The sequence below is a fragment of the Limosilactobacillus vaginalis DSM 5837 = ATCC 49540 genome (assembly GCF_000159435.1).
Lineage (GTDB): Bacteria > Bacillota > Bacilli > Lactobacillales > Lactobacillaceae > Limosilactobacillus > Limosilactobacillus vaginalis.
In genome coordinates this window covers 491,356-516,729 of record NZ_GG693412.1, presented here as the reverse complement: position 1 = coordinate 516,729, position 25,374 = coordinate 491,356, and the positions used below count along the sequence as shown (strand labels likewise).

Here is a 25,374-nt window from a genome sequence, read left to right as displayed (position 1 = left end):
TTCCCCTACCTATCGTTCTTCTTCATTATTTAAAATAGCAAAAAGGACCATGACAATCAAGTCATAGTCCTTCTTATGGGATTAAGCTAATTAATTTTGCTTGTCTTCTTCCTTCATCTTAGCTTCTAAATCTTTGATGGAGTAAGCAGCAACATTAACTTCTTTTGGCTTAATGTTCCGGTACGTACTCATACCAGTACCTGCTGGAATGATCTTACCGATAATAACATTTTCCTTCAAACCAACTAATGGGTCATTCTTACCACGAATAGCAGCATCAGTCAGGACACGAGTAGTTTCCTGGAATGAAGCAGCTGATAAGAAACTGTTAGTTTCAAGGGCAGCCTTGGTAATTCCTAAGATAACTGGACGAGCAGTAGCTGGAATATTACCGGCTACTAATGTCTTGTAGTTAGCATCACGGAATTGACCAATGTCCATTAATTGTCCTGGCAACATATCTGTGTCACCTGGATCCATGACACGAACCTTCCGCATCATTTGACGAATCATGATTTCAACGTGCTTATCTAACAGATCGATCCCCTGCATACGGTAAACCTTTTGAACTTCAGCAAGGAGATAAGTTTCTGTAGAAAGAACATCACGAACCCGAATCAATTCCTTAGGATCAATTGAACCTTCATTAAGAGCAGTTCCACGGTGAATAAAGTCACCTTCAGCAACCCGCATCCGTGCAGTAATTGGTAAGGTGTATGTCCGAGTATCAGTTTCACCCTTAACAGTAACATCCTTAGTCCGTTCTGCTGGATTTTCTTCGATTGATTCAACTTCACCAGTAACCTCAGTAATGGTTGCACGCCCCTTAGGATTACGTGCTTCCACAATTTCTTGAACACGAGGGAGACCTTGAGTAATATCTTCGTTACCGGCAACACCACCAGTGTGGAAGTTCCGCAAGGTCAATTGAGTACCTGGTTCACCGATTGATTGAGCGGCAACGGTACCAACTGCTTCACCGGCTTCAACCCGGTCACCAGTAGCTGCGTTTCGGCCGTAGCATCGTTCACAAACACCGTGTTCAGTGTTGCAAGTAAATGCAGAACGAATAGTAACCTTCTTAACGCCAGCATCAACGATCTTTTGTGCCATTGTTTCGTCGATTAGAACGTTCTTACCAACGATCTTCTCGCCAGTCTTTGGATCAAAGACAGACTTCATAGTGTAACGACCCATGATCCGGTCGTAAAGTGGTTCGATCATTTCGTTACCGTTTGTAATTGCAGTAACTTCAAGGCCACGGTCAGTGCCACAGTCCTTTTCACGAACAACAACATCCTGAGCAACATCAACTAACCGCCGAGTCAAGTAACCTGAGTTAGCAGTCTTCAAGGCGGTATCGGTCATTCCCTTACGAGCACCGTGAGAAGAAATGAACATTTCCAGCACTGACAAACCTTCATAGAAGTTAGAAAGAACTGGCAATTCCATAATCTTACCGTTTGGAGAAGCCATCAACCCACGCATTCCGGCAAGCTGAGTAAAGTTAGAAATGTTACCACGAGCACCTGAGTCAGACATCATGTTGATTGGATTATGGATGTCCATATGTTCAATCAACTTGTTTTGAACTTTGTCTTTTGCATCGTTCCAGATACCAATAACCCGGTCGTAACGTTCGTCATCAGTAATCAACCCACGACGGAATTGCTTGGTAACTAAGGCAACTTGCTTACGAGCCTTCTTAATAATTTCTGGCTTTTCAGGCAAGTCATGAATATCTGACATTGCGGTAGTTAAACCAGAAATAGTTGATTCGTAGTAACCAAGGTCCTTAATCCGGTCAAGGAATTGAGAAGTCTTGGTAACCTTGTATTGCTTGTAAACTTCAGCAATTAAGTCTGACAAGAAGCCCTTCTTGAATGGTGGAACTAGTGGTGCATTTTCAAGGTATTCGTTGATATCTTCACCCGGATCAAGGAAGAAGCGGTCATCAACACCCTTAGTAATGTTATCAGCAGTAGGTTCGTTAATGTAATTGAAGTCTTTAGGAAGAATCCGGTTGAACAATAACTTACCTACACTAGTTACCATGATCTTACCGCGTTGTTCATCAGTAAATGGCTTGTCAGGGAATGCTGAAACTTGTACACCAACACGAGTTTGGAGTGAAACATAGTTGTTCCGGTATGCCATTTCAGCTTCATCGGTATCCTTGAAGATCATCCCTTCACCTTCACGACCCTTATCTTCAGTGGTCATGTAGTAGTTACCGATAACCATATCCTGAGATGGAGAAACGATTGGTTCACCGTCACGAGGACTCAAAATGTGAGAAGCGGCAAGCATTAATAGCCGTGCTTCAGCTTGAGCTTCATCAGAAAGTGGTACGTGGATCGCCATCTGGTCCCCATCAAAATCGGCATTGTAAGCAGTACATACCAATGGGTGAAGACGCATTGACTTACCAGAAACCAGAATTGGTTCAAAGGCCTGGATACCTAACCGGTGCAATGTAGGGGCCCGGTTAAGAAGAACTGGGTGTTCCTTGATAACATCTTCAAGAACATCAAAGACATCATCATCACGACGGTCAATCTTCCGCTTAGCTGCCTTAACGTTAGCGGATAAACCACGCTTAACTAATTCGTGCATGATAAATGGCTTGAACAATTCAAGAGCCATTGGAACAGGAAGCCCCATTTGGTTCATTCGTAATGATGGACCAACATCAATAACTGAACGACCAGAGTAATCAACACGCTTACCAAGCAAGTTTTGACGGAAACGTCCTTGCTTCCCCTTCAGAAGGTGAGAAAGGGACTTCAATGGACGGTTACCAGGACCTGAAACAGGACGACCTCGACGGCCATTATCAATTAAGGCATCAACGGCTTCTTGGAGCATCCGTTTTTCGTTTTGAACAATGATTCCTGGAGCTTGCAACTTCAAAAGACGCTTCAAACGGTTATTCCGGTTAATAACCCGCCGGTATAAATCGTTTAAGTCAGAGGTAGCAAACCGGCCACCTTCAAGTTGAACCATTGGCCGTAAATCAGGTGGCATAACAGGAATAACATCAAGGACCATCCATTCCGGCTTGTTACCAGACTTGATAAATGCTTCCAAAATATCCAAACGACGGATAGCACGAGTCCGCTTTTGACCAGTTGCTTCCTTTAGTTCTTCCTTTAATTCGGCTGCTTCCTTATTAAGGTCGACGTCTGCTAATAACTTCTTAATAGCAGCGGCTCCCATTTCAGCAGTAAAGCGGTCGCCAAATTCAGCCTTCTTGTCACGGTATTCTGCTTCAGAAAGCAATTGCTTCTTTTCAAGTGGAGTATCACCTGGATCCAAAACAACGTATGAAGCAAAGTAAATAACTTCTTCAAGTGATCGTGGACTCATGTCTAAGACAAGACCCATCCGACTTGGAATCCCCTTGAAGTACCAAATATGGGAAACCGGAGCGGCCAATTCAATGTGCCCCATCCGTTCACGACGAACCTTTGAACTAGTAACTTCAACACCACAGCGGTCACAGACACGACCCTTGTAGCGAATCCGCTTGTACTTACCACAAGCACATTCATAGTCCTTAGTTGGGCCAAAGATTCGTTCGTCAAACAGACCTTGTTTTTCTGGCTTTAAAGTCCGGTAGTTGATGGTCTCGGGCTTCTTAACTTCCCCGTAAGACCAACTACGGATCTTATCTGGTGATGCCAGGCCGATCTGCATACTTTCAAATTTATTGACATCAATCAAAGGATTTTTCCTCCTTATTTTAATAGTTTACGTTCAGCACTAAGTAAAACTAGTCTTGCTTAGTCTTGTCTTGTTCATCAGTTGTTGCAGCTGATTTATTATCGGCAGACGCTTCGTCTTTCTTTTCTTTTTCTTCAGCATTGTGCTTTGCAGCATACTTAGCTAAAGCATCAACATTAACAACTTCATCATCATCTTCATCCATGTTCTTCAATTGAACTTCATTATGGTTACCATCAAGCACCTTCATATCAAGGCCTAATGCTTGTAATTCCTTAACAAGAACCCGGAATGATTCAGGAACACCCGGCTTTGGAATTGGTTCACCATTAATGATGGCATCGTAAGTCCGAACACGACCAACAGTATCGTCTGACTTGTAAGTAAGGATTTCTTGAAGAGTGTATGCAGCACCGTAAGCTTCAAGAGCCCAAACTTCCATTTCACCGAACCGCTGACCACCAAACTGAGCTTTACCACCCAATGGCTGTTGAGTAACAAGTGAGTATGGACCAGTAGAACGAGCGTGAATCTTATCGTCAACCATGTGGGCTAACTTAAGGTAATGCATTGAACCAACGGCAATCCGGTTTTCAAATGGTTCACCTGTACGACCATCATAAAGAATTGTCTTACCGTCTTCAGGGAACCCGGATTCCTTAACAGCATCCCAAACATCCTTATCAGTAGCACCATCGAATACTGGTGTTGCCATGTGAATTCCAAGACGCTTTGCAGCCATTCCTAAGTGCAATTCAAGCAACTGTCCGATATTCATACGACTTGGCACACCCATTGGACTCAACATAATGTCGATCGGTGTACCGTCTGGCATATACGGCATATCTTCTTCAGGAACAACGATAGAAACAGTACCCTTGTTACCGTGACGACCTGACATCTTATCACCGACTTGGATCTTCCGCTTTTGGGCAATGTAAACCCGAACCATGGTGTTAACACCTGGTGAAAGTTCATCCCCATTTTCACGAGTAAAGACCTTAACGTCTTGGATAATACCGCCACCACCGTGAGGAACACGGAGAGAAGTATCACGAACTTCACGTGACTTTTCACCAAAGATAGCGTGAAGCAACCGTTCTTCAGCAGATAATTCAGTCATTCCCTTAGGAGTAACCTTACCTACTAAAATATCGCCGTCATGAACTTCAGCACCAATCCGAACAATCCCATTTTCGTCCAGATCTTTAAGTGCATCGTCACCAACGTTAGGAATTTCACGGGTCATTTCTTCAGGTCCAAGCTTAGTTTCCCGAGCTTCTGATTCGTATGACTCGATATGAATTGATGTATAAACATCATCCTTAACTAACCGTTCGCTAATTGCGATGGCATCTTCGAAGTTGTAACCTTGCCAAGTCATGAAGGCAATCAATGGATTTTGACCTAAGGCTAATTCACCTTGTTCCATTGATGGTCCATCAGCAAGAACATCATCGGCGTCTACATGTTCGCCAACTTTAACAATTGGACGTTGGTTGTAGTTCTTACCACCGTTAGAACGACGGAACTTCATTAATTTGTAAGTATCAAGAGTTCCATCTTCTTCACGAACACGAACTTCACGAGCATCAACATATTCAACTGTCCCTGATTTCTTAGCAATCATGGCCACCCCAGAGTCATGGGCTGCTTTGTAGTCAATTCCAGTACTTACTAATGGTGCATGAGGGTTCAACAACGGAACAGCTTGCCGTTGCATGTTAGCACCCATCAAGGCACGGTTAGAGTCATCGTTTTCAAGGAATGGAATACATGCGGAAGCAACGGAGACAACTTGTTTTGGAGAAACGTCCATGTAATCGACGTTCTCAACGCTCGTTTCAATGTAATCATCCTTATCACGACACATAACTTGGTCTTGAGCAAATGAACCATCATCATTCAAAGGCGTGTTGGCCTGAGCAATGATGTAGTTATCTTCTTCGTCGGCAGTTAAGTAGTCGATCTTGTCAGTAACTTTATGAGTCTTCCATGAAACACGACGGTATGGAGTTTCGATGAATCCATACTTATTAACACGAGCATATGATGAAAGACTGTTAATCAAACCAATGTTAGGACCTTCAGGAGTTTCGATTGGGCACATCCGACCATAGTGAGTATAGTGCACATCACGAACTTCATATCCGGCCCGATCACGAGTCAAACCACCAGGACCAAGGGCGGAAAGACGCCGCTTATGAGTTAATTCACCAAGCGGGTTGGTTTGGTCCATGAATTGTGACAATTGTGAAGAACCAAAGAATTCACGAATTGAAGCAACAACTGGCCGAATATTAATCAATTGTTGTGGAGTAACAGTGTCAGGATCCTGAATTGACATCCGTTCCCGAACAACCCGTTCCATCCGTGCTAACCCAATCCGGAATTGGTTTTGCAATAATTCACCAACTGAACGAATCCGCCGATTACCTAAGTGGTCAATATCGTCGGTAGTGCCGATACCTTCTTGCAAGTTGAAGAAGTAGTTCAATGAAGCAAGAATATCAGCTGGTTCAATATGCTTGTATTCCAATGGAATGTGGCCATTACCGATAATTGGAACAACTCGTTCTGGATCTTCATGGGAGTAAACCAAAACTTTTTGAAGCTTTACTGGTTCAGTAACCACGGCTTCATCAGAAGGAGTGTAGGTAATCATCTTAAAGTCGTCACGATCTAAGTATGGTTCTAACTTCTTCAATACTTCCTTGGTAACCTTGTCACCCTTTTGCGCAAGCACTTCACCAGTATCTGGATCAGCAAGGGTTTCGGCTAAGGTTTCACCAAGAAGACGGTACTTCAGCATTAACTTCTTGTTAGTCTTGTATCGACCAACAGGAGCCATATCATAACGCTTAGGATCAAAGAACCGTGCTGTCAATAGGTTCCGAGCTGAGTCCGCAGTCTTAGGTTCACCTGGACGAAGACGTTCATAGATATCCTTAAGTGCTTCTTCAACCCGAGAGTCTTCAGCATTCTTGTGAACATCCTTATCCAAAGTTAAGGATAGGGTCTCACTGTTGCCACCAAACATATCAATGATTTCATCATCTGAACCAAAGCCAAGTGCCCGGATTAATTCAGTCATTGGTAACTTACGAGTCCGGTCAATCCGAACGTAAGAAATATTCTTAGCATCAGTTTCGTATTCAAGCCAGGCACCACGGTTAGGAATAAAGGTAGCACCATAACTTGGCCGGCCGTTCTTGCCAGCTTCTTCATTGTAGTAAACACCTGGTGACCGAACTAATTGAGAAACAATAACCCGTTCAGCACCATTAATAATGAAGGTCCCTTGATCTGTCATTAATGGGAATTCACCAAAGAAAACATCTTGAGACTTAATTTCCCCAGTCTCATGGTTAGTAAGACGCAAAGTAACGTGAAGCGGTGCTGAGTAATTTGCATCATGTTCACGTGCTTCATCAACAGTATACTTAGGTTCCAAAAGTTGATAGTCAACGAATTCCAATGATAACTTCCCTTGGAAATCATCAATTGGCATAATATCATCAAACATTTCCCGTAAACCTTTATCCATGAACCACTTGTATGAGTCCGTTTGGATTTCAATCAGGTTTGGCAGCTCGAGAACTTCTTTGATTCGGGAGTAGCTACGACGGGTACGGTGCTTACCGTATTTAACTAAATGTCCGGCCAAACTGTTCACCTCTCTAATTTATTCAGTGAGTTCAAATATTACAATTTGGTTACAAATGAACTAAAATCATAATTTTGAGCAAAAAAAATCCAAAAACAGTTAAAAACTGCCTTTGGTTTTATTTACTGAACCTAATGGACAATAGATCACTAGGTTCATATGAGAACTCACAATTACATACTTTTGTAGTATATAAGATAATTTATTAAATGTCAACAGAGTTACTCAACTAATTATTTTGTTTTTGAAAGTCCGCTAATAATGCAATCCAAAATTAATTGATCGCGTTGATCGTCACTAATGTTATGGCCACCAATTGGCTGGTAGGTACCAAAAATCGGTGAAATTCCAGCTAAGAACAATTCAGCAGCTTCTTGCGGCAAAATATCAGGACGTAATTCAACTTCTGGTTGCTTAAAGTACTCAGCAATTGGCTGAAGATAATTCATTGCGAGAATCATGTTCAATTTTTGTTGGGAACTCTTTGAAAGCAAACTAACTGCTTGGTGGTATTGATCGTAAATACTTACTGGGTGATGTTTTTTCAGTACAACCGTAATTTGCCACAATTGTTCATTAGGTGTTAGCTTATGTTTCCGCATTACCTTATTAATATCCTTACGAACCTTACTACTCAAATTAGTCATCACGTCTAGATAGAGGACTTCCTTATCGCTAAAGTGATGGTAAAGAGCCGGTTGAGTAATCCCAACTTGCTTAGCAATATCACGAGTAGAAGTTTCACCGAAGCCTTTTTGCAAGAAGAGCTTAGTTGCCGTTCTCATAATTGACTGTCGTGTTTTCTCAAGCTGTTCAGCTCTCTTCATACTTTACTATCTCCTAACATATTAATCACATTATAAATATATAATGCCACCAAAACTTTGATTTGACAAGCTTTTAAGCAAAATTATCTCCTCCCAAATTAGATATAGATAAAATAATATTTTTATTCTTATTAATTTCAGTTGAACAGATGATAACAGAAATGTTTAATAGCTTCCCGTAAATAAAAGGACTTCAACGTTCCAAAAGTCAAACGTCAAAGTCCGATTTTAATTTTAATTCTTTACCATTCGCTCATTGTGGTCATTTTTTACTTTCAAGGTAATTTTTCCTTGGTGAGCACCGACAACAACGTTATCACCAGTTTTTACGTTGCCACTTAGTAGCGCGGTGCTTAGCGGATCCTCAATCAGATCCTGCAATGCCCGACGTAATGGCCGAGCACCATATGCCGGATTGTAACCCTTAGTTGCCACAACATCAATCGCTGCAGGCGTAACTTTCAAGTTAATTCCTTGTTCAGCAACCCGTGCTCTTAGTTGAGCAACCATCAATTTAACAATTTGGTGAAGTTCATCCTTTTGTAAGGAGTGGAAAATTATTGTTTCATCAATCCGGTTCAGGAACTCAGGACGGAAATGCAGTCTTAATTGTTGACGAATTGCAGATGCCATTGCCTGATAGTCCTGACTAACATCACGTGCACCAAATCCGACCTCTTTTTCATCTTGGAGCTGGGTAGCACCTAAATTAGAGGTCATAATAATGATGGTATTGCGGAAGTCAACTTTTCGTCCCTTAGCATCAGTCAAATAGCCATCATCGAGGACTTGAAGCAACAAATTAAAGACATCGGGATGCGCTTTTTCTGCCTCATCTAATAGGACAACCGAATATGGGTGTTGACGAACCTTTTCTGTTAACTGACCACCTTCATCATAACCAACATAACCCGGTGCAGCACCAATTAAACGACTAGCACTGTACTTTTCCATATATTCAGACATATCAATCCGGATCATGTTATCTTCAGAACCAAACATTGCCGCCGCTAGTGCCTTAGCTAGTTCCGTTTTCCCTACTCCTGTTGGTCCAAGGAACATAAATGAACCAATTGGCCGTTGCGGATCCTTCAAGCCGCTTCTTGCTCGACGGATTGCCTTTGCAACCACTGATACAGCCTCATTTTGACCAATGACACGATTATGAAGAACCTTTTCAAGATTAACTAGTCGTTCACTTTCGCTCTTCTTAAGCTGGGTCAGCGGGACACCGGTCCATTCAGCAACAATTTTTGCAACATCTTCCCCTGTTGTGTGGAGCTTTCGCTGTGCAGATTGCTTCTCAGTCTTTTTCTGTTGCTCATCAACCTTAGCCTTTAACGTTAGCTCTTCTTGCCGGAGATTAGCAGCCTGATCAAAATCTTGGTTCTCAATTGCAGCTTCTTTTTGTTGCCGTAATTGTACTAATTTGGTAGTTAATGATGGTTGATGATTTCCCTTTTCTTCGGCATCAATCCGTACCATTGAGGAAGCCTCATCAATTAAATCAATTGCCTTATCCGGTAAATAACGGTCTGTGATGTAGCGACTTGATAATTTAACAGCCTGCTTTAATGCATCATCATCAATTTTAACATGATGGTGTTCCTCATATTTTGGCCGCAAGCCATTTAGAATCTGCAAAGCAATATTTTCAGTGGGTTCTTCAATCTGAACAGTCGCAAACCGTCGTTCTAGTGCAGCATCAGATTCAATATACTTTTGGTATTCATCAAGAGTCGTAGCACCAATTGTCTGTAAATCACCACGAGCAAGAGCTGGCTTTAAGATATTTGAAGCATCAATCGCCCCTTCAGCACCACCAGCACCAATCAAAGTGTGTAATTCATCAATGAAGAGGATGACATGGCCGTCTTTTTGAATTTCGTCAATAACCTTTTTCAACCGATCTTCAAATTCTCCACGATACTTAGTTCCGGCAACTAACGATCCCATATCAAGCATCATCAATCGCTTCTGTGCTAAGTCTTCAGGAACTTCATTGTTGGCCATTCGACGAGCTAATTCCTCAGCAATCGCTGTCTTCCCAACACCGGGTTCACCAATTAGCACTGGATTGTTCTTTGTTCGGCGACTTAAGATCTGCTCAACCCGTCGTAATTCGTTGTCGCGACCAATTACAGGGTCAAGTTTACCATCCCTTGCCATTTGGGTCATATCACGTGCAAGCTTATCAAGAGTTGGTGTCTGCGATCTTCGTGTTCGTTGTCCCGGCTGTCTGCCTAAGCGCTGTCGTGCCTGAATATCTGAAACACCAAGACGCCGCAAGGTTACTTTGCGAATTTGTCGGGGTAGAACATCTAAGCTCATTAAAATTCTGGAAGAAAGAATTCCTTCATCTGAAATCAACGCGAGTAATAAGTGTTCAGTACCAATCTTTAAGGCATTTAACTGCTGTGCTTCCTGTCCCGCTAGTGCTAATACCTGCCGTGCTTTGGGAGAATATGGAAGGTAATCAGCTGGCCCCATGTCATCCATGGTCCCATAGCCAATCATCCGCTCAATTTCTTCTTGAATATCATCGCTAGTAATGGAGAATTGCTCAAAAATCTTGCTAGCAATTCCCTCCCTTTCAATTGCCAACGCAAGTAATAAGTGTTCAGTACCAACGGCTTGGTGCTTAAAGTACTTTGCTTGTTCATGGGCGAGTGCCAAGACGTGTTTGGCACTAGGTGTAAACATATTATCCATTAACTGCTTTCCTCCTAGCTCTCATACCGTAAACGATTAAGCATTGAAATTAAAATTCTTGCTCTTAATCGAGCTTCAACATTGCAATCATTCACATTTAGGGTCTGCTTTGACAAGGCAACTAGCATTAAATCCCCCTCACGCCTTGTCAGCAGCTTTTCATCATAAAGCGTTCGAACAATGTCATAAGCATCACGCTCACTAATTGAATCCCCGATTGCTTGGATCAGTGAGTTTAACACATCAACATTATCAAGTAAATTAACGCGCTCAATTCGAATATAACCGCCACCACCACGTTTACTTTGCACTAAATATCCATGCTGAATAGTAAATCGGGTTTTGATTACGTAATTAATTTGTGACGGAACAACATCAAAATGGTTGGCAATTTCCGAACGACGAATTTCAATTTGAGATGACTCACCAAGTATTTGTTTCAAATACTCCTCAATAATGTCAGAAATGCTTTTCTCTTCCATTCCATCACCTCCAAATTTCTTGACTAATCTTGACCAAATTTTACCACAATATTAAATTAGGGACCAGAAAACAGTCTCAATAAAGAGCAAGTGTTAGCAAATTATTTAGAAAAAAGTACAAAATAAGCCCCCGGAGCTCGGCCTTACCTTACTCTAGGAGCTTATTTACGTTTGTGAGACTCAACATCTCACTCCCGCTAAATTTCAAAAAGGGGATATTTATAGATTAATCTTCTAAGCTGAAGTCAACAACGTTACGACCAACAACCTTGTTATCCTTTAATTCTTGGATCATGTCGTTGATTTCACTTAACTTCCGTGTCTTAACAATTGGGTGAACCTTACCTTCAGCACCAAATTGGAAACATTCAGCTAAGTCTTGACGGGTACCAACTAATGAACCAGCAACGATAATTCCGTCAAGAACTGTCTTAGCAATGTTAAGCTTCATGTCACCTTGTGGAAGAGCAACGGCAACCAACTTACCATCTGGACGGAGGGAATCAACGGCTTGGTCAAATGCTGAAGCTGAAACAGCAGTTACAACAGCAGCGTGAACACCGCCAACCTTTTCTTGGATTTGCTTGTCAACATCGCCATCATGACGGTTGATAACAATTTCAGCACCGTTTTCCTTAGCAGCTTCAAGCTTTTCAGGGTTACCATCAACGGCAATAACGTGAGCACCGAAGACATTGTGGGCAAATTGAATACCCAAGTTACCAAGACCACCGGCACCAACGATAGATACCCATTGACCTGGCTTAATGTCAGCAACCTTCAATGCCTTGTACATAGTAACACCGGCACAAGTTAATGAAGTAGCTTCAACTGGGTCAAGGCCTTCTGGAACCTTAACAGCATAGTCAGCAGGAACGATACATTGTTGTGCCATTGCACCATCAGCAGTGTAACCAGCATTCAAAACGTTCCGGCAAAGTGTTTCACGACCAGTAAGGCAGTATTCACAGTGTCCACAGCCCTTGAAGAACCAAGCAATTGATACCCGGTCCCCAACCTTTAAGGAAGTAACACCAGGAGCAACTTTAGATACACGACCAACACCTTCGTGACCAATAATCCGACCTGGCTTCTTACCAAAGTCACCAGCAGCAACGTGCAAGTCGGTGTGACAAAGACCACAATATTCCATATCAACTAAGGCTTCACCTGGTTTAAGATCCCGAAGTTGAACATCCTTAACAGTAACGTAACCATCTACTGGATCGTTAATAACAGCAGCTTTCATAATCTAAAATCTCCTTTGAACTTGTTATCTTTTACACAAGATATAATAACAAATCCAATTCAGTTTTTAAAGCGCTTTTGTGAATAAATAAACAGGAAATTGACAGACCAATATTCTATTAGTTCTCCACCAATTTACTGAAGCTAGCATCACTTAATTAATACCAATTGTGAGTATTTTAGCAAATAAATTTTATTCACTATGGCTGAATTTGCTCACCATAGTAAATTTCATAAAGTTCTTCAGCAGTTTGGCGCAGAGTTTGATAATCAATGTTATTGGTAAACAGCATCAGCGTTCTTTTAGTTTTATAATCTGCAAAGAAGCAGCAATTATATCCCGGTTCGCTACCATTAGCCCGGATAACCGTTCCCTGAAAATAAATACCGCCAAAATAAGCTTCACGCTGGCTCTTAGGTTGATTAGCAAAGTTCTTAATAAGTTTTGGCTTACTGAGTACACCGTGGTAAATAAAGTTCCAATAGTTTAATGGTGAGAGTAACAAATCACCGGCACCAATTTCTGACGAAGCGGCTTGTGATAGCATCTGCCAAGTCATCCCTGGTTGCATAGTTTGCAGTACTTTACGCGGTTTTACCTGATACACCATTTTTAGCTGATGGTGATTCAACGGTTTCAAAATTGTCTTTTTAATATAGTGATAGTAACCGCCATGAGTCCGCTGGCGAATAATCGCACCTAGTATTTCAAAATCAATATCCTGATAGTTCCAATCATGATTGGCTGTATTCTTAAAGTGATGAAGGAAGAACCGTTCCTGACTTTGTTCGTTATTTAATGTTTTCTTCGGTAACGCACCATCGTTTTGCAGCCCACTCGTATGAGTCATTAACTGTTGTAACGTTATCTGGTCGCTTCCCTGAATTTGGGGATAATATTTGCTTAGTGGCGTACTCCACTTCAGTTCACCCTTTTGAACGAGCTGGTACACTGCGACTCCCGTTATCAATTTTTGCAACGAACCAATCGGAAATAGGGCATTAGGAGTAACAACCTGTGCTGGATTAGTTGTAAGTTTATTCCTTAAAACTACTGGTTGATCCTTTTTCCCGTTAACGAGGATAATTCCATTAATATGGTGATCATGAAGGTATGCTTGTAATTCCAGCTTAGTTTTTCTATCAACCTGACTGGCATTCACATTTTTTTGCGGGCTCCAGAGAAGCACTCCCAGAATAATTACCGGTATTAATAATAAGTAGAATAATTTCCTTGTCATAAGCCGTTCCTAAAAATTGATTGTAATCTAAAGCAAAGTGTCTTTCGCCAAGTCACTACTACTAAAAAAAGCAGGATAGAACTAACAGATTAGTTTCCCCTGCTCTCTACATTTATAATAATCGGAACTACAAGATTTGAACTTGCGACCTCTGCGTCCCGAACGCAGCGCTCTACCAAGCTGAGCTAAGTTCCGAAAAGAAAAAGCGTGACAACACTAAGTAGTGTGCCACGCTTTTAAGTAGTGCACCCAGAAGGAGTCGAACCTTCAACCTTCTGATTCGTAGTCAGACACTCTATCCAATTGCGCTATGGGTGCATAAAGAGCGGAAGACGGGATTCGAACCCGCGACCCCCACCATGGCAAGGTGATGTTCTACCACTGAACTACTTCCGCATAACTGTTCTGCAACAATAATTAATATACCACGTGTCACAGACCGATGTCAATATGATTTTGAAATAAAGTATTATTTCAAATGCGGATGAAGGGACTTGAACCCTTACATCTAAAAGATACAAGATCCTAAATCTTGCGCGTCTGCCAATTCCGCCACATCCGCATATGGAGGATACAGGGCTCGAACCTGTGACCTCCTGCTTGTAAGGCAGATGCTCTCCCAACTGAGCTAATCCTCCGAAAAATGATATATTCATAATGGAACTTTATTAATATATCATCATTTAAATTTAGTGTCAACAATTATTTCAAACCAAGTTCGATTAATTTTTGATCAATCATTTTCAATACTTGACGTGCCGCTACTGGATCTTCGACAAAGTCATACTTATCCCCATCAATCAGCATTTTAGGACTAGCATTATATTGTTGATACCAATCACGGTAGCGTTCATTAAGGTTCTTGTAGTAATTATAGAGAGATGGGTCATTAGCGAGCTGTTCGTATGACCGACCACGTTTTTTTATCCGCTCCAGCATTGTTTCGAATGAAACCTGGATCGTGATTAGCAGATTAGGTGCTTTTTGGTGAGGTTGTTCAGGTAACTCTTCCATCATGTTGTGCAGTAATGATGAGTAAATATCCGATTCTGTTTCGGTTGCCCGCCCCATATCAGCATTGAGTTTAAACAACAATGCATCTTCAAAAATTGAACGGTCAAGGACATTTAAATCATTTCCAAAAGAATCTTTAATCTCATCTAGTCGTCGATTTAAAAAGTAAATTTGCAGTAAAAAACCATACTTTTTCGGGTCCTTATAAAAGAGCGGCAAAATCTTATTATCATCAACAGATTCATAAAATGCTTGGCTATTCAAATGATCAGCCAGCAATCCGGTTAGGCTTGTTTTCCCGGCGCCTATTGTCCCTGCAAGTGCAATCATTAAACGCTTCTCCCCCTTTAATTTATGAAAAACAACTTTACCATTCTAACATTGAACATTAAAAAAAAGAAGAGACTGAACCAGAAGTCCTCTTCCTAAATTCGAAAAGGATTCCCATACCTAAATTTTCTCGGTATAGAAACCCTCTTCAAATTCTAATTAATTTTGTTCTGGGTCATACTTTTCACCCTTAGTCTGCCGAGAAAGATCTACTTCCTTCAACGGAATAATATGGGTCTTATAACGAATTTTGTAGTAGAAGAACAAAATTAGGAATAACGGTACACTCATGTACGTAATCAAAATATTTGACCAGTCAAGTTTTGCAAAGGCCTCAACGTTCTGCCCGCAAATAACAATTGTACAAAGAACAAACGCAAAAATCGGTCCAAAAGGATACAGGGTTGCGTGATATTTAAGTTCGCTTACAGTATGGCCCTGAGCGGTGTAAGCTTTCCGGAACCGGTAATGTGAAATGGCAATTCCTAGCCATGCAATAAAGCCACACAGTCCAGAAGCATCTGTTAGGTAAAGGTAAGCTTGAGGAACCACAAACTGAGTTGCAAATGCCAATGATGACACAACCATCGTCCCAATTAATGCATAAATCGGTATTCCCCGACGGTTAACATAGCCGAAGAATCGCCATGCGTAACCTTCACGAGCCTGCGAGTAAAGCATCCGGGTTGAAGCATATAAACCAGAGTTAGCCGCAGAAACAACCGCAGTTAAGATAACCGCATTCATGATACTGGCAGCAACCGCTAATCCAGCCCGCTTAAAAATGATTGTAAACGGACTCATCGTAATGTTAGTAACATCCGAATTTAACAGGTTCTTATCTGTGTATGGCAGGACACATGCAATTACAAAAATGGCAAAGATATAGAAAAGAAGGATTCGCCAGAAAGTTGAATGAATTGCCTTTGAAATTGACTTTTCAGGAGTAGCAGCCTCTCCAGCAGTAATCCCAACTAATTCTGTCCCCTGGAAAGAGAAACCAGCAACCAAGAATACACTAATAATTGCAGGAATGCCGCCAACAAATGGAGCTTTCTTGTAGTGGAAGTTGCTGAAGCCAACTGGTTGACCGCCCATAATTCCCAGAATGATTGCAACACCGACAATTAAGAAAACGATCACGGTAATTACCTTAATTAATGCTAACCAGTATTCTGTTTCACCGTACGAACGAACTGATAAATAGTTGATAAGGAATACTAAAACCAAGACAACCGTACTAAATACCCAGCTAGGAACATGTGGCAACCAGAAATTCATTACAATTCCCGCACTGGTTACATCAACTGGAATTGTAATCGCCCAGTTAAACCAATAGTTCCATCCCATAGCAAAGCCTAGTGCTGGATCAACAAACTTTGATGAAAATGCAGAAAACGATCCGGTAAGCGGCATATAAGTCGACATTTCACCAAGGCTAGTCATCAAGAAATAAACCATAATCCCCATGATTCCGTATGCAACTAAAGCCCCGCCTGGTCCAGCAGTTGAAATTGCCGAACCACTGGTAATAAATAGACCAGTACCAATCGTTCCACCAAGAGCAATCATTGCCAGGTGACGTGTTTTAAGTGTTCTTTTTATCTGCCCCTGACCATTACCCGTGTCTTCTGTCATCTTAAATTCCTCCTGTAAAATATCTGAGCGACTTACTCAATAAAAAAGGATCTTCCAACAAGGCAACCTCATTAGAAGATCCAAGATTTATCATTGAATCGTTCAGCGAAGCGCCCCGCGATTTATCGCGACAGTCCATGACTTTTTCAATCATGACCCAATGCAGCTCAGAATAAGCTAAGCAGCATTTCGGCATTCTTTCCTTTCAAAACTACTCCGGAACTTATTTTCCTAATAGTCAATACTGATAAAGAATGCAACCTCTTCATTTCGATAACATTATACTCTCATCATTTAATAACGCAAGCCATCATCCCATATCTTGCCGCTTCCAGAGTTCGATCATTCCTGGATTTATAGTGATACGAATAAAATTACACCGGCTTAAAACACCAATTGACGAAGCATTATCGCTCCTTACCTCTGCAGTTACCGTGATCTGAGAGCGGTTTAACTGGTCGCAAACGGCACTTAACGCTTCTGTCATGTACCCTTGATGCTGTTTTCGTGGAAGAAGTAGGTAGCCAACCTCGTATTGCTTTGGAAGAATAGCACCCGTTTTATCGTAGGAATGGAGAAGGATAATCAAGCCAAGTAGTCCTTGCTCTCCCCTTTCCCTTATTTGCAGTACACATTCCGTTTGGGCAAGCATCCCTAAAGTAACTAAATCAACCTTTCCAACTGTAACTAATCCTGCCTGTTGGAATAATGATTGATATTTTAGCAGTGGCGTTAATTCAATAACATTTTGTCGGTGAACCCTTTCAACAATAAGGCGTTTCGTTTTAATTTTCATCAAAAGACCATCCATTTCCCGGGAAATAAAAAACGCAAACAAATCAAAAATGATCCTTTGCGTTCTTCTTTTAATAAATTGAATTACTAAAGATTTTTAGCTCTCGCAGTTTTGGTGCCCAGGCTACGTATAGCCATTCAGCAACTTGAAGCCAAGCATATGCCAAAACCATTGCTGCAATTGTATCTACAGGCCAGTGAGCATATAAGTATACCCGTGAAACCGCCAAGAAGAAAATTGCAAAAATTAATAATAATTGGCAAATCGTCCGGACAGCTGCTTTCTGAATTATTGGGATTACCACAAGGAAAAGGATCCCAGCAACCAGAAACAATCCAAGGGTATGACCGCTCGGAAAACTATAGCCATCGTCGGCAGCTAAGTGTTGTGCTGGTCGTGCCCGTTTTACAAAATGCTTGACCAGTGTTCCTATGACATCCCCACCAATAATTGTACAGATTGCCCATACTGCAGGAATTCGGTAATTTCTTAGCCATAAAACAATTGCAATAATCAGGACCCATAGCAAATCAAGCTTAGGACTTGCTAAAAAGGAAATTAAAGTCATCAAGGCATGGAACCAACCAATATTTTCAAAGCGTTGGCTAGTAAATAACGATTGAAAAACTGCATCCATTGTGGTTCCAATTGTTGAATTGAACTTAATCATTAGCATCAAAACAATAAAAACGACTCCACTAATTGTAAATCGTTTCCACCGTTGATTATCTGGAACAATTAACATTATCTTTCTCCTATCATCAATTAAACATTAATTTAGAGTATACCATACCCCTAGCTTTTTGATTTTGAAGTTTTTACTAAACTAAGATGCAAGTAGTTTACTGCGCGAATTAGTAGTTCGCCAAGCCCGAAGCCAAGAGTAATCGCCCCAGCAATTACAATGACCTGATAAAGATATACCGTTGCTAATTGATAATTACCAATTGCAAAATTACGAACAAGTTTGTAGGCCTGTCCCCCTGGAACAAACGGAACTAAGGCAGGAACATTAAATACAATCATCGGCATTTTTAAGTGACGGGCAGCAACCATACTAAGCAGAGAAATTAAAATGGCAGCAAAAAGGTTACTGATTGCCAAGCCAGTATGCTGATAATAATACATTATCCAATAGATGACCCAAACACCGCCACCAATAATTCCAGCCGTATTATACGCCCGTAACGGAATATGCAATAAAACACCGAAGCAGACGGTAGATATATATGAAAGAATAAATTGTACGAATAAGTTTTCCCAGTTCATTCGCTTCTCCTAACTAAAACGCATGACAATTACAATTGCACTACCAATCGCTACTGCAGTTAATATTGCCTCAATTCCGCGAGTTGGGCCGCTAATGAGATTCCCAGAAACAAGGTCCCGGGCAGCGTTTGTTAGGGGAATTCCTGGTACCAGCGGCATTACGCCTCCAATAATAATTGAATTGGCATTTTGAGTCCACCCAAGTTTAACGGTTAAGATTGCTAAGCCGCCGATAACTAGTGATGCACAAAACTCACCAAGATACTGAATTTTAAATTTACGGACAACGAACGAGAATACAGCATAACTTAAGCCGCCAATGATAAATGCCGCCCACCAGTCAACAACGTCCCCAGTAAAAACGATCATTAAGGCAGCACTTAAAATAGCGGCTGCGAATGCTTCTAGTGGATTTTGCCACCAGTCAGTCGTCTGCCGTTCAATTGACTTTAATTGGGCATGCGCCTCGGGTAATTCAATTAGTCCGCTTGCTAGTTCACGAGAAACTTCATTTACTGCTGCAACCTTACTAAGATCATTTTTTCGCCGGCGAATATCAGCAACCTGCGAATTAGGGAGATCATCACTGCTCGCAACAATCCCGGTTAACGTTGTGAAAGCCTGGAATTTTCTCAAACCGGCATTCTTTGCGATTCGATCTAAAGTATCGTTGACCCGTTCCATGTTTGAGCCATTCTCGATCAGCAGTCTTCCTGCTAGAACACAGGTCCGTAACGCAAGAATTCGTCGTTCTTCTGTTAGCATTAATGTCTTCCCTCCCGATGTTCCTAATTCATGTTCTCCCTCTGTGAAAAACTGGGTTACTATCTTTCTAACACTAAAGTAGCAAAAAAGACCGAGGTATTTCTCGGCCCTTCACATCACTATTTGTCTGAATTTCCGGCCTTAATAAAGATGTTGTGCGATGCCTTATACGAAACATTTAACGGGGTATCTTCACCATCTTTTTCAATAACTAATGGCCCCTCAAACGGCTCGTGGCGGATTACTTTAACGGTATCGTTTGGCCGTAACTTTAATTCTTCCAGGTATGTTAATAATTCATGGTTATCTAAGAAGCGTTCAAGCTGAACTGTTTCACCATCATTTGCATCTGCCAGCAAACGGTGTGAAACATCAGGAAACTGTCCACTCGCTGACGGAATAACTCCACCATGAGGACATGCTTGCGGGTGTTGTAAAAAGTTATCTAGTGCTGTTGCTAAACGGTCACTTGTTTGGTGCTCTAAAACTTCGGCTTCTGAGTGAACATCCGCAAAATTATAGTGAAGCTTATCAACAAGAAATGTTTCCCACAGGCGGTGTTTACGAACTAACTCTGCTGCATACTTCTGTCCCTTTTCAGTAAGTGAAATACCAGCATAGGGTTCATGAACTACTAGTCCTTCATCAGATAGTTTTGAAACCATTTCTGTTACAGAACCTGCCGCTATACCTAGGCCTAAAGAAATATCCTTATTTGAAACCTTCTTGTGACTACCACCTAGCTCAAAGATAATCTTAAGATAATCTTCTTTCATCGGTGTCAAGGGCTGCATCCTCCTCTACTTTGTTTATCGGCCTACGAACGGTCCTCTGATTAACTTATAATAACACATTTGATTATAGCATAATCAATAAACATCTTCTTCGGATAGCCTAATTTTTTTGTTAGTTAGTAATTTAGTATGCTAAACTTATGAAGGAGATATCAAAGAAATGAGGAGTTTACGATGGATGAACAAATCACGGGAAAACGCTTTTTAGCAGCAACCGTATTAAACGTTCTGATAACTGCTGTTGAAATTATCGGGGGACTGGTTTCAGGAAGTCTTGCCTTACTGTCCGATGCCTTTCATAACTTAGGAGACTCATTTTCAATTGTTCTCGGCTATGTTGCCCAGTCAATTGCTAACAAGCCAGAAACGAGCAAACGGACATATGGATACCGTCGCGCTGAAATTCTTGCGGCAATGGTCAACGCTGCTTTCTTAGTAATCGTCTCGGTATTCTTAATCATCGAAGCCATTAAACGAATTCAGCAGCCCGCACATATTAACGGTGAAATAATGTTAATTGTTGCCGTTGTTGGTTTAGTCGCTAACTTACTTTCAGCGGTTCTGCTTCATTCTGGAAGCCACAATAACTTAAATGTAAAAGCAACCTACCTTCACGTTTTAAGTGATGCCCTATCATCATTTGCCGTAATTATTGGCGGTGTGATTCTAACATTTATTAACATCCCTTGGCTTGATCCGGTTTTGACAATTGCAGTGGCAATCTACATTGCCTACGAGGCTTGGCCTGTAATCAAGCAAACCGTTACCATTCTTATGGAATCAGCGCCAAAGCTTGACTATAACGGAATTGAACGAGATTTGGTTAAAATTGATGGGGTTACCGCGGTTCACCATGTTCATGCATGGATGATTGATGAAAAGCGAATTATTTTTTCCGCCCATTTAAATTGTCACGATATGAAGCTTAGCGATGTTGAAAAAATTTATAGTCAGGTTGATAAAATTCTTCGCGAAAAATATGGTATTTGCCACGTCACAATTCAAGCAGAATACCACCGGGGAAAAGACGAGGACTTCTTCGATACGGTGGTTGATGAGGAACATTTAATTAAATAAGTAGTAAGAGGATGAGAAAAAACTAAACATTTTTTCTCATCCTCTATCCATATTTAGCGATCTCCGAACTTATAGAGTCTAATCGCGGGAATCCAAATAGGCTCACTTCGTATCGTAACTGAGGGACTCGAGCCTAACGCAGCGAAGCAAGCCTATTCGGCTACGAACGATTCTGATGAGTTTATCATCATTCATCGTTCTAGGTTAGTCAACCGTCCCTCCGAGAAAGTTAATTCCCAGCTTCAATATTTTTAGAACAGCTTACCAACTCCGTAGTGGATGGCAACAGTAATCAATGCAATGATAATATTTCGAATAACTGCGATTTTTACTAACCCGTTTCCCAGCTTTGAACTAATATATCCGATTAGCGCACTAGTTAAAACTACCGCCAAAATAACCGCATACCACTTATAAGCAGCGGGGGCAAAGGTCATCGCACAAAGGGGAAAGATTCCACCGGCAGCTGCTGAAAAGAGAGAGGAGAAAGCAGCATCCCAAGGATTCAAGTAGTGTCCTAACTCAATATCATACTTAACCCGAACAACGGTCTCCAGAGGCTTTTTGCTAAGAAGATCTTTTGCAATTGCGAGTGAAGTTTCTGGAGTAACACCCTTGCTGACGTAATAATCCTTAACAGCAGCAACTTCACTTTCAAAATCAGTTTTTAAGAGGTGTTGCTCCTTACTTACGGCCGATTCTTCTGTATCCTTCTGTGTTGAAACTGAAGCATACTCTCCAGAAGCCATTGAAAACGCACATGCAAGCAAATCAGATAGCCCCGCAATAAAGATCGTAAACCGGTCAGATGTCGCAGCGGCAACGGAAACCAGAACACCAACAACGGTTAAGATACCATCATTCGAACCTAATACACCAGCACGAAGGGTATTCAGCTTTTCTTCCATCGTTTGCTTTTTTTGTTGCTTAATTTTTTCCATCGCTCACCCCTCCTTTAGTGTGCCAGCAACTGACCAATAATATAGGTAACACCCATAGTTAGTAATCCAGCAATGGCATTCCGAATACTTGACTTCAACCGGTTAGAATTACTCAGGATCGCAGCGCAGTATCCCGTTATTAACAGGGCGATTAAAACCGCGATTGCAGTCGCAAGAATTCTACTTTCTGCGGGTGCCAGCGTAACTGCTAGCATTGGTAAGACAGAACCGGTTGGAAAAGAGATGAACGATGCAATGGCGGCCGCGTATGGACTGGTAAAATCTTTAGGATTAAACCCATACCGTTCTTGAACAACAGTTGACAGGGCATCCTTATCCATCAGTTCCTTGGTAGCCTGCTTAGCAAGTTTGGGATCAATATCCTGATCTTCATACTTTTGCTGAACATAATTAAATTCTTCTTGGTATTGATCATCTAATCGTTGACGTTCACTAATCAATGCCATTTTTTGTGAATCCTTCTGGGTAGATACCGATACGTACTCACCCATATACATTGAGATCATTCCGGCTAACGTCCCTGATAGTCCAGAAATTAAAATAGAATAGGCATTATTAGTTGCAGCGGCAACCCCGATAACAATTCCGGCAATTGAAATAATGCCGTCATTGGCCCCCATTACACTAGCACGCAAAATATTAACTTTTTGTGCTAGTGACATCTTTTTACTAGCCATTCTAAAGACTCCTCTTTTTTAAATTAGAATCATTATAACATTGTTTAAAAGTAGATCAACTAATAATTCTGTGTTTTTGACGTTAGTTTAGAAAGATTATTAATTGCATCTTAAAGGATAAAGGGACCGCGACAGGTTGTCGTAGTCCCTTTATCCTTGATTAGCTAAGGTTTTAAATCAGTACTAATTACTAATCAGAAATAATTATTCATATCTTTCCACAGCGGTTGTCCGAATAACAAATACGGAAGTACCTGCATGTCTAGTCATGTAGGATGCTTGTGAACCAACAGCCTTCCGATTACCCCATTTACCAATTGACCCAACAACTAGCAAGTCTGGTTGAAATGCTGGAATAACGTGGTTACAAATCCGTTCCGCTGGTCGTTCACCTTGATCAACAATTCCCGTAATCTTGCTTGGATCAACTCCGTAATCAACGGCAGCCTTTACGTATTCGTTAATCCGTTTCCGTAATTCATCAGCAGAACTGTGAACATAATCTTTGTCAAGAATTTGATAAACATTAACGTTACCAGTTTCCAAAATAGAAACAATTCCTAATTCGGAGCCATCACGTTTTGCCTTATCTACTGCATATGAAAAAGCAGCCCGGGCATCTGGTGCATCATCGACACCGACAAGGATCTTCTTGAACTTCTTTGGCTTAATTTCAAACATTAAACTATTCCCCTCTCTGTGGTCCTGACGATCAATAGATTATCTCGATCGCAGTAAGTTTCACCTACTATGTTACTACTTATCAAATATTTGTAAATATTTATTTTGGTAAGCCTAAAATAAAATTCTTTTATATTAAATGATAATTATTTTTAAATTTTTATATTCGTCTGAGCTTTCTTGCCTGTCGATCCAACAAGTTCTATAATTTAATTGTTTTAGTCTTTATGACTACTAATGACATCGTAAATTTAGGGGAGAGTAAAGTACCATGTCAATGATAGAATTTCATGATGTCCAAAAATACTATGGTAAATTCCACGCATTAAAGGACATTAACTTAACAATTGATGCTGGTGAAACGGTTGTTTTAATCGGTCCATCCGGCTCAGGAAAAAGTAGTCTAATTCGGACAATTAATGGGTTGGATCCAATTCGTGACGGTCAATTAATTGTTAACGGGTTTGACCTAGCTGATAAGAAAACCAACGTTAACTTGATTCGTAAAGACGTTGGAATGGTTTTCCAGCATTTTAACCTTTACAACAATAAAAACGTTTTGGAAAACATCATGCTGGCACCGCGGATTGTTCTTAAACGACCGGAAAAGGAAAATCGTGAATTCGCAATGCAGCTGCTTGAAAAGGTTGGCCTTGCCGATAAGGCTGATAATATGCCTGCACAACTATCAGGTGGGCAAAAGCAACGGATTGCAATTGCCCGCAGCCTAGCAATGAAGCCAAAGTGTCTTCTATTTGACGAACCCACGAGTGCACTCGATCCAGAAATGATTGATGATGTTCTTAATGTAATGAAGGATATTGCAGAAAATTCTAACATGACCATGCTGGTGGTTACCCACGAAATGGGATTTGCTCGGGACGTTGCCGACCGGGTTATCTTTATGGCTGATGGTCGAATTATTGAAGATGACTCCACCGAAAAGTTCTTTGGTGATCAACCAACTACTCAACGGGCCCGCGAATTTATGAGTAAGATTAGCGGACACTAAGGGGGAGGCCAAAATAATGAAAAAGATTTGGCACTTATTAACGATTGCTGCAGTTGCCCTTATTAGTATCACCGTTCTTTCTGGCTGTAGTTCTGTGGCTAATCAAGACGTTCTCAAAGTTGATCAAAAAAATAAGCAAATTACTTGGGGAGTTAAAGCTGATACTCGTCTTTTCGGTTTGGAGAATATTCGAACGGGAAAGCTTGAAGGGTTTGAAATCGATCTTGCCAAGGCAATGACTAAAGAAATCCTCGGGCCTAACGGAAAGGCCGTTTTCGTTCCCGTTACTAGCAGTACTCGAGTTCCGCTATTAAAGAATGGTAATATTGACACCATTATGGCAACGATGACAATTACGCCAGAACGGGAAAAGCAGGTTGATTTCACTAAGTCCTACTTTGATGCCGGTCAATCTCTTTTAGTAAAAAAGGGTAGTCCGATTAAAAATATTCAAGA

At 41.1% G+C, this 25,374-nt stretch carries 20 protein-coding genes, 5 tRNA genes and 1 riboswitch; of the genes, 3 read left to right on the top strand and 22 right to left on the bottom strand.

Translation table 11 applies throughout. The features are described from left to right. Positions 1–90: 90 nt before the first annotated feature. The 19 genes from rpoC to HMPREF0549_RS02185 form a co-directional block, all read right to left on the bottom strand. On the bottom strand, positions 91–3,726 hold the full coding sequence (rpoC, locus tag HMPREF0549_RS02275) for a DNA-directed RNA polymerase subunit beta' (RefSeq protein ID WP_040530786.1): 3,636 nt from the start codon (positions 3,724–3,726) through the stop codon (positions 91–93). Positions 3,727–3,775: 49 nt separating this feature from the next. Further along, a complete protein-coding gene (gene rpoB, locus HMPREF0549_RS02270) occupies positions 3,776–7,402 on the bottom strand; it encodes a DNA-directed RNA polymerase subunit beta (RefSeq protein WP_040530782.1) in 3,627 nt (1,208 codons plus the stop codon). A gap of 224 nt (positions 7,403–7,626) precedes the next feature. Then, a complete protein-coding gene (locus HMPREF0549_RS02265; protein ID WP_003716640.1) occupies positions 7,627–8,220 on the bottom strand; it encodes a TetR/AcrR family transcriptional regulator in 594 nt (197 codons plus the stop codon). Positions 8,221–8,454: 234 nt separating this feature from the next. Continuing rightward, positions 8,455–10,932, bottom strand: coding sequence for an ATP-dependent Clp protease ATP-binding subunit (locus HMPREF0549_RS02260; protein ID WP_003716639.1), 2,478 nt, complete (start codon positions 10,930–10,932; stop codon positions 8,455–8,457). Positions 10,933–10,946: 14 nt separating this feature from the next. Next, entirely contained in the window at positions 10,947–11,414 is a 468-nt protein-coding gene (locus HMPREF0549_RS02255; RefSeq protein WP_003716638.1) for a CtsR family transcriptional regulator, read from the bottom strand. Positions 11,415–11,640: 226 nt separating this feature from the next. Then, complete coding sequence (gene adhP / locus HMPREF0549_RS02250) at positions 11,641–12,663, bottom strand: alcohol dehydrogenase AdhP (RefSeq protein ID WP_003716637.1); 1,023 nt, start codon at positions 12,661–12,663, stop codon at positions 11,641–11,643. A gap of 199 nt (positions 12,664–12,862) precedes the next feature. Beyond that, the gene (locus tag HMPREF0549_RS02245) at positions 12,863–13,903 is read right to left on the bottom strand and encodes a serine hydrolase domain-containing protein (protein ID WP_003716636.1); all 1,041 of its coding nucleotides are present in this window, start codon (positions 13,901–13,903) and stop codon (positions 12,863–12,865) included. Positions 13,904–14,024: 121 nt separating this feature from the next. Beyond that, positions 14,025–14,098: transfer RNA gene (locus tag HMPREF0549_RS02240), tRNA-Pro, on the bottom strand. A 49-nt stretch (positions 14,099–14,147) separates the two neighbouring features. Continuing rightward, positions 14,148–14,221, bottom strand: a tRNA-Arg gene (locus tag HMPREF0549_RS02235). Between the two features lie 6 nt (positions 14,222–14,227). Continuing rightward, a tRNA-Gly gene (locus HMPREF0549_RS02230) sits at positions 14,228–14,299 on the bottom strand. An 83-nt stretch (positions 14,300–14,382) separates the two neighbouring features. Then, a tRNA-Leu gene (locus HMPREF0549_RS02225) sits at positions 14,383–14,465 on the bottom strand. A 3-nt stretch (positions 14,466–14,468) separates the two neighbouring features. Beyond that, positions 14,469–14,541, bottom strand: a tRNA-Val gene (locus HMPREF0549_RS02220). Between the two features lie 64 nt (positions 14,542–14,605). Then, entirely contained in the window at positions 14,606–15,247 is a 642-nt protein-coding gene (locus HMPREF0549_RS02215) for a deoxynucleoside kinase (protein WP_003716635.1), read from the bottom strand. A gap of 159 nt (positions 15,248–15,406) precedes the next feature. Next, complete coding sequence (locus tag HMPREF0549_RS02210) at positions 15,407–16,885, bottom strand: amino acid permease (RefSeq protein WP_003716634.1); 1,479 nt, start codon at positions 16,883–16,885, stop codon at positions 15,407–15,409. Positions 16,886–16,985: 100 nt separating this feature from the next. Next, positions 16,986–17,159: riboswitch (Lysine riboswitch) on the bottom strand. A 36-nt stretch (positions 17,160–17,195) separates the two neighbouring features. Then, positions 17,196–17,681, bottom strand: a complete 486-nt coding sequence (locus tag HMPREF0549_RS02205) for a GNAT family N-acetyltransferase (RefSeq protein WP_040530778.1) — start codon at positions 17,679–17,681, stop codon at positions 17,196–17,198. Between the two features lie 70 nt (positions 17,682–17,751). After that, positions 17,752–18,426 (bottom strand): phosphatase PAP2 family protein, encoded by a 675-nt coding sequence (locus tag HMPREF0549_RS02200; protein WP_003716632.1) that lies wholly within the window; start codon positions 18,424–18,426, stop codon positions 17,752–17,754. Between the two features lie 50 nt (positions 18,427–18,476). Then, complete coding sequence (locus HMPREF0549_RS02195; RefSeq protein WP_003716631.1) at positions 18,477–18,950, bottom strand: threonine/serine exporter family protein; 474 nt, start codon at positions 18,948–18,950, stop codon at positions 18,477–18,479. Positions 18,951–18,959: 9 nt separating this feature from the next. Beyond that, positions 18,960–19,715, bottom strand: a complete 756-nt coding sequence (locus HMPREF0549_RS02190; protein ID WP_003716630.1) for a threonine/serine exporter family protein — start codon at positions 19,713–19,715, stop codon at positions 18,960–18,962. A 119-nt stretch (positions 19,716–19,834) separates the two neighbouring features. Next, positions 19,835–20,500: a metal-dependent transcriptional regulator gene (locus tag HMPREF0549_RS02185; protein ID WP_040530775.1), complete on the bottom strand. Its 666-nt coding sequence runs from the start codon at positions 20,498–20,500 to the stop codon at positions 19,835–19,837. 183 nt (positions 20,501–20,683) lie between these two features. Between HMPREF0549_RS02185 and HMPREF0549_RS02180 the strand changes: the two genes are divergently transcribed. Then, positions 20,684–21,586, top strand: a complete 903-nt coding sequence (locus tag HMPREF0549_RS02180; protein WP_003716628.1) for a cation diffusion facilitator family transporter — start codon at positions 20,684–20,686, stop codon at positions 21,584–21,586. Between the two features lie 251 nt (positions 21,587–21,837). Here the strand turns inward: HMPREF0549_RS02180 and HMPREF0549_RS02175 are convergent, their stop codons facing one another. The 3 genes from HMPREF0549_RS02175 to HMPREF0549_RS02165 form a co-directional block, all read right to left on the bottom strand. Next, positions 21,838–22,527, bottom strand: coding sequence for a VIT1/CCC1 transporter family protein (locus tag HMPREF0549_RS02175; protein WP_003716627.1), 690 nt, complete (start codon positions 22,525–22,527; stop codon positions 21,838–21,840). A gap of 14 nt (positions 22,528–22,541) precedes the next feature. Beyond that, positions 22,542–23,225 (bottom strand): VIT1/CCC1 transporter family protein, encoded by a 684-nt coding sequence (locus HMPREF0549_RS02170; RefSeq protein WP_003716626.1) that lies wholly within the window; start codon positions 23,223–23,225, stop codon positions 22,542–22,544. Positions 23,226–23,429: 204 nt separating this feature from the next. Next, positions 23,430–23,906 (bottom strand): universal stress protein, encoded by a 477-nt coding sequence (locus HMPREF0549_RS02165; protein WP_003716625.1) that lies wholly within the window; start codon positions 23,904–23,906, stop codon positions 23,430–23,432. 271 nt (positions 23,907–24,177) lie between these two features. Between HMPREF0549_RS02165 and HMPREF0549_RS02160 the strand changes: the two genes are divergently transcribed. Together HMPREF0549_RS02160 and HMPREF0549_RS02155 are read left to right on the top strand one after the other, a co-directional pair. Further along, on the top strand, positions 24,178–24,918 hold the full coding sequence (locus HMPREF0549_RS02160; protein WP_003716624.1) for an amino acid ABC transporter ATP-binding protein: 741 nt from the start codon (positions 24,178–24,180) through the stop codon (positions 24,916–24,918). 16 nt (positions 24,919–24,934) lie between these two features. Then, positions 24,935–25,374, top strand: a 440-nt coding sequence (locus HMPREF0549_RS02155) for a transporter substrate-binding domain-containing protein (RefSeq protein ID WP_003716623.1), incomplete at its 3' end; no start/stop codon positions are given.